Source organism: Bacillus sp. GS3m_15504, from assembly GCF_055825275.1.
Map to the genome: position 1 here is coordinate 1 of NZ_JBVVNL010000041.1, position 255 is coordinate 255.

Annotated in this window: 1 protein-coding gene; it reads left to right on the plus strand. The window is 37.6% G+C overall.

Features of this window, described 5'->3' with window-relative positions:
- Window positions 1–255 (plus strand): SpaA isopeptide-forming pilin-related protein (locus tag AC0L0O_RS30105; protein WP_473786245.1); only part of this gene is annotated, 255 nt, incomplete at both ends.

Genomic DNA, 255 nt, shown 5'->3' on the forward strand with positions numbered 1-255 from the left:
TATCGAAACGAAAGCTCCAAAACATTACGACTTAAATCAAAACCCTATCAACTTTACTGTTGAAAAGAGTCAAACCGCTACAGCTTCTGTTACCGCTACGAATAGCTTAACGAAGGGCGCTGTAGAATTAACGAAAGTCGATGATATTGACGGGACTACTCTTGAAGGAGCTATCTTTAAAATTGTTGATTCTAACGGACATGATGTTCGCACTGATTTAACTACTGATAAAGATGGCAAAATTTCTGTTTCTGA